5 protein-coding genes and 4 tRNA genes are annotated in these 5,396 nt (G+C 42.0%); all 9 read right to left on the bottom strand.

Annotated elements, in window-relative coordinates:
* Positions 1 to 213 (bottom strand): GTP-binding protein (locus V7R35_RS17625; protein ID WP_334013817.1); only part of this gene is annotated, 213 nt, incomplete at its 3' end.
* A gap of 67 nt (positions 214 to 280) precedes the next feature.
* Positions 281 to 356, bottom strand: a tRNA-Thr gene (locus V7R35_RS17620).
* Between the two features lie 7 nt (positions 357 to 363).
* Positions 364 to 438: transfer RNA gene (locus V7R35_RS17615), tRNA-Gly, on the bottom strand.
* A 33-nt stretch (positions 439 to 471) separates the two neighbouring features.
* Positions 472 to 556: transfer RNA gene (locus V7R35_RS17610), tRNA-Tyr, on the bottom strand.
* 7 nt (positions 557 to 563) lie between these two features.
* Positions 564 to 639, bottom strand: a tRNA-Thr gene (locus V7R35_RS17605).
* A gap of 121 nt (positions 640 to 760) precedes the next feature.
* Positions 761 to 1,522, bottom strand: coding sequence for a type III pantothenate kinase (locus tag V7R35_RS17600; RefSeq protein ID WP_334016189.1), 762 nt, complete (start codon positions 1,520 to 1,522; stop codon positions 761 to 763).
* On the bottom strand, positions 1,512 to 2,498 hold the full coding sequence (birA, locus tag V7R35_RS17595; protein ID WP_334016188.1) for a bifunctional biotin--[acetyl-CoA-carboxylase] ligase/biotin operon repressor BirA: 987 nt from the start codon (positions 2,496 to 2,498) through the stop codon (positions 1,512 to 1,514). Before birA ends, V7R35_RS17600 begins: the two co-directional genes overlap by 11 nt.
* Positions 2,495 to 3,508: a UDP-N-acetylmuramate dehydrogenase gene (gene murB, locus V7R35_RS17590; RefSeq protein ID WP_334016187.1), complete on the bottom strand. Its 1,014-nt coding sequence runs from the start codon at positions 3,506 to 3,508 to the stop codon at positions 2,495 to 2,497. Before murB ends, birA begins: the two co-directional genes overlap by 4 nt.
* A 178-nt stretch (positions 3,509 to 3,686) precedes the next feature.
* A complete protein-coding gene (locus V7R35_RS17585; protein WP_334016186.1) occupies positions 3,687 to 5,252 on the bottom strand; it encodes a methyl-accepting chemotaxis protein in 1,566 nt (521 codons plus the stop codon).
* Positions 5,253 to 5,396: the final 144 nt, after the last annotated feature.

The raw sequence follows: 5,396 nt of genomic DNA, 5'->3' as shown, positions 1-5,396 counted from the left end.
GTCATATTCTACGTGTGAAGTAGAAATGGTGATACCACGTGCTTTCTCTTCAGGCGCGTTATCGATTTGATCGAATGCCTGAGCGTTACCGCCGTAAGTTTTAGAAAGAACTGTAGTGATAGCTGCAGTTAGGGTAGTTTTACCGTGGTCAACGTGGCCGATTGTACCCACGTTTACGTGGGGTTTCGTACGTTCAAACTTTTCTTTTGCCATTTCTATTATCCCAGCAAAGTTACATTAAAAAATTTATGAAATTTTACATGAGCTGGGGAGAAATTACTGGTGCTGATAGGCAGATTTGAACTGCCGACCTCACCCTTACCAAGGGTGCGCTCTACCAACTGAGCTATATCAGCACTGATTTGGAGCGGGCAGCGGGAATCGAACCCGCATCATCAGCTTGGAAGGCTGAGGTAATAGCCATTATACGATGCCCGCAATCCTAATTCTCTGGCCACCTCATAAAGAAAGTGGTGGAGGGGGCAGGATTCGAACCTGCGAAGGCTGAGCCGGCAGATTTACAGTCTGCTCCCGTTGACCGCTTGGGTACCCCTCCAGATTGATGGTGCCGACTGCCGGAATCGAACTGGCGACCTACTGATTACAAGTCAGTTGCTCTACCAACTGAGCTAAGTCGGCACTACATCAAGTGGGTGCGCATTCTAGAGTAATGATTTACTCAGTGCAAGTGTCTTTTTGAAAATTTTTCAATTTTCTTTTCTGACCGATTTCTTAACCAATCAGAAACTTACGTCGATGCTTACTGTAACAGTTCACTTCGAGCGTAGCGGGCAAGACCCTGCATCACCAAATGAGCGAGGCGCATATTATCAGCGGATTTTAAGAATGCAAACACTTTTTTGTCTCCACCCCCTAAAATCACATCAAAATCGGATCGTTTGCTTGATATGTAATCAACCGCGCTCAAATAAACACCATAAACAGCTGCATGGCATCCTGTGGCTACACATTCTTCAGTGTCGTTACCTACACCAAAGGTGGTCGGAATTTCATCGTTTGCGAACACTTTTTTAGTTGAAGCAACTAATGCGTCTCTCATTACATGAAAGCCAGGCACTATCCAACCGCCTAAATGTTGACCATCCACAACAAAATCTACCGTTATTGCCGTTCCAACATCCATTACAAAAAATGCTTTTTTTGATTTTTCTGCTGCACAAATCATCGCAAGCCATCTATCAACGCCCATTTTTTGTTCGTTGGCGTAACTATTTTTTATGCCGAAAGCTTCTTTTTCTGTGTGCTTCTCTACAAAAATAATTTTTCGACAAACACACATGGCTGAAATTTCATCAACCCACTCTTTATTTCGTACCGATGCAACATATAAATGTGAGATTTTTTCTTGGCTATCAACAAAAGAAAATAAAGAAGCGACATCTTCACATCCAGTGGGTTCGTTTTCCACATCACTCAAAAGCGTATATTTTATGCGAGTGTTACCAATATCCACCAAGACGACATGTTTTTCGTCAATACGGGTTTTGGAATTAGTTACCACGTAGGCTTACCTCGCCACCGTGGAAGCGTGTAATGCCATCTTGCGTTTCAACAAGCAGTGCTCCACTGGCATCAACGCCTCTATCAATACCAGAAAAACGCTTTTCTCCCATCTGCAGCACAATGCGTTTATCTGCATAAAGGTCTAACGCTTCCCAATAAGGTGCGAAAGGTCCAAAGCCCTGTTGCGTGAACTTCGGTAAATACGACCATAGCGATTTGATAATTTCAGCTGCAAGCGCATTTCTGTCGGGAATTTGTCCTAGAAAACTTGCTAGGTCACTGTGCGGTTGGCCAACGTCATACTGGCTGTCTGGCACACAGACATTTAAACCAATGCCTATTACACAGTGTGCAGTGGCGCCAATTTGCCCCTCCACTTCAATTAACACGCCAGCTAACTTCTTTCCTTGCAGGTATATATCGTTTGGCCATTTTAATTCGGCATCGTCTACACCAAACTCTTTTAGTGCATCACACACCGCAAGACCTACTAATAACGAAAGCCCCGCCATACTTTGATATCCATCAGGAAAAGACCAATACATCGAAAAAGTAAGGCTTCCACCAACAGGCGCTAACCAAGAACGACCGTGTCGCCCTCTCCCTGCTGTTTGGATTTCTGCAAAAATAACATCGCCGTCGGCAAGGTCTTCTCTATTATTTGCTATGCGTTTTTTTAATTCGGTATTTGTAGATGGCAACACTGATTCAACATCAATCATTGCACGCTTTGTGTTACCTAAATGCTTTTTAATGCTGTCTGCACTTAACAATGGGAATCCTCGCTCTAAACGATAGCCCTTACCTTTCACTTTAAATACATCCAGCCCCCAGTCTGCTAACTGAGATATATGCCCTGCAACTGCGGTGCGCGATAGCCCAACCTGCTGTGCAATGGTTTCTCCTGAATGAAATTGTCCGTCGGCCAGTAACGCTAAAATATGCTTTCTTATTGCTTTTGATGCTTGTCTCATAGCGAAATAAGTCCCTTGCTGCCCATAAGGCGTACTTCTGGTTCTAGTTTTATAGCGAATTTATCGTATACAGTGGCGATAATATCGCTAGCCATTGCGATGACATCTTTTCCTTTCGCGCCGCCCAAATTAGTCAACACTAGTGGTTGGGTTGGATGACAGCGCACCTGATTAAGCGTGGCACCTTTAAAACCCGATTGGTCGATTAGCCAGGCAGCAGGTATCTTAACGAATTCATCGCTACTTTGAACATCGGATGAGGGCACAACGAAGTGAGGCACAGTATCGTATTGTTTACTTATATTAGCTAACACCGACATAGGCACCACTGGGTTTTTGAAAAAGCTACCTGCATTCCCGAACGTAGCTGGGTCGGGTAGTTTCTGTTGGCGAATTTCAATAACCTTATGATAGATGGATTCAGGGGTAGGCTTTTCTAATGCAGCTAATTCACCATATGACGTAGCCAGCGTATGTGCTTTGGGTAATTTAAAATTAACGTGTGTAATAAGCACTTTGTTAGCGAGCGCATTTTTAAAAATACTGTCTCTGTATCCAAAGGCGCAATCGTTGTTTTTAAGCAGCGTCTTTTCGCCAGTATCTAAAACAACGATTTCAACTGTGTCTATAAACGCATTAACTTCTATTCCGTAAGCACCAATATTTTGTATGGGGCTTGCACCTACTGAACCGGGAATAAGCGCCAAGTTCTCTAACCCATACCACTGATTTTCTAAACACAAGGTAACAAAGTCGTGCCAGTTCTCACCTGCCCCTACGCGCAGATAATGATAGCTTTCATCATCAAAATGACTGATGCCTTTGATCTCATTAACCAGCACTGCGCCTTGAAAGTCTTCAGTAAAAATAGAGTTACTGCCACCGCCAAGTAAATAGACAGTTTCATGCGAGTTATAAAGAGAAAGAAACGAAGGAATGTCAGAAAAACCATGGATTGATGCGCAGTCGGCATCTAGTCCAAACGTGCTATAACGCTTTAGTGAAGGCATAAACTTTTATATACGACTAACAATTTATTAATGGTATGGGATGCAAGCCACAAATAAAAGCGTAAAACAAAGAATATAAGCAACTTGTTAAATGTCTCTTTTTAAAATTACGGTAACGCTGCTTGCTTGCACTCTAACGAGTAAATTCTGCAAATATTACTAATAGAGCACTAAAATATCACTGTTCCACAGCCTTATAACCTATACGAAACCCTCCCCAATGTTTACCGTTAACATAAATTGGTGCAGATAAGTCATGCATAATTTCGCCTGTATCTCGCTTATAAGTTTGTAGCAAGAAGGTTGATGTATTGCTGCCACAACGACTACCGGTATTGTCATCAAAAATGCGCTTTGTTCTGTTGTTTGCTAAATCCGTATCGTAATTGCCTGTTAGGGGCTGACTAAATTTTTTATTATGGGTAGGAAAATATCCGTTCTTATCCACTGCACCGGCATAAATTATGAAGCTATGCGTTTGCAATAAAGGCTCTTGAATATCGGGGAGCACGTTGTCGGTGAATTTATCGAAGGGTGTGGTGTGCTTAACAGGATTGGTATTCACAATAGGCTTATATTCAAAGCTAAAAAGATTTGCTTCTGATATCTCGCCTTGCAATATCGCTTGCTCGAATCGTTTGCCAATAGTGTTTGCTGCTTTCATTGCAATGTCTCTTACCTCACTATTTCTATCAGTTACATCGAAGTTTTCCAGAAGCCTAAATATGTCTTCTGCTTGGCTACTCAGTGAAAGCGCCTGAGTAGAGACGTCGGTTAGATCCAGCCCCAATTTTTCAGTAGTAGTGTGTAGTTGAAGAATATTTTTGCTTATACCTGCACTATGTTCGGCATTCACTCCAACCATTGACTGCATAGCCCCCATCGATTCACGCGCTTCTGTAGAAAGCATACTGGATTGCGATATCGCTTCTTCACTGGCCTGCAGCTTTACATTCATACTATCGCTGGAGCTAAGTACTATTTCCATTGTTGAAACTGCAGCGTGACTGCTTGCATTCATATCTTGTAGTAGACTTTCAATTCCTGACGTCGCATCAGTTGTCTTCTTGGCAAGTTCACGAACTTCATCAGCGACAACAGCAAAACCACGTCCTTGATCTCCCGCCCTTGCTGCCTCAATGGCTGCATTTAGCGCTAGCATATTTGTTTGGTCGGCCAATTGGTTAATGGTATTCGTTATTGTACTTATCCCCTCAGCTTTACTTTTTAATCTAGTAAGTGCTTCAGATGACATATTTATGTCTTTAACAAGTTGCTGTTGTAGGCTTAACACTTCTTTCAAAGACGTACTGCCAAACTGAGTCTTTTCGTCAGACTCGTTCATGGAAGAGGCAGCATTTTTAGCAAGATCATCTAATTGAGTTGAAGACGCTTCTAATTCCTGTAGTCTGCCACTCATTTCTCCGATGCTAGATACCTGCTCTTTAAATGCCTTTGATAACTGATCTAAAAAGAAAGATATAGATGCGCTGCCAATGGCAATTTTGCTCGCTGCGCGACTTACTAACGTAGCATCATTCCCACTCGCTTGTCTTATACCATCGGTAGCAGGTTCAGTCATTTTGGATGAAACGTTATGATTTGTGGTTAACTTTCCCATAGCAATAGCCGCAATAAGAACAGATAAAAACAAAATACAAGTTGAAACTAGTACATGTAACGTCATAAACGACGTAACAACATTAACAATAGCGGCTATTATTGCTAGTACGAAATATGCCATCACGCCCACTTAACATTAATTTAACATTGGAAGAATGTAGGCAGGTTTTAGTGATTTATCTATAAGCGGATAGTATTAAGCAGAAAATTAATCGATAAACTACAGAAAATATGAATAACACAAACAAAAAAAGCCCTTGTCGTT

The organism is Alteromonas sp. S167 (genome assembly GCF_036864375.1).
Classification (GTDB): Bacteria; Pseudomonadota; Gammaproteobacteria; order Enterobacterales; family Alteromonadaceae; genus Alteromonas.
The sequence above is the reverse complement of the archived record's forward strand: the minus strand, read 5'-3'. Positions and strand labels throughout refer to the sequence as shown.

What these genes read in the sequence shown, in the direction of transcription:
- V7R35_RS17585 (WP_334016186.1), bottom strand. Translation starts at nt 5,252, where the DNA reads ATGGCATATTTCGTACTAGCAATAATAGCCGCTATTGTTAATGTTGTT.
- birA (WP_334016188.1), bottom strand. Translation starts at nt 2,498, where the DNA reads ATGAGACAAGCATCAAAAGCAATAAGAAAGCATATTTTAGCGTTACTG.
- murB (WP_334016187.1), bottom strand. Translation starts at nt 3,508, where the DNA reads ATGCCTTCACTAAAGCGTTATAGCACGTTTGGACTAGATGCCGACTGC.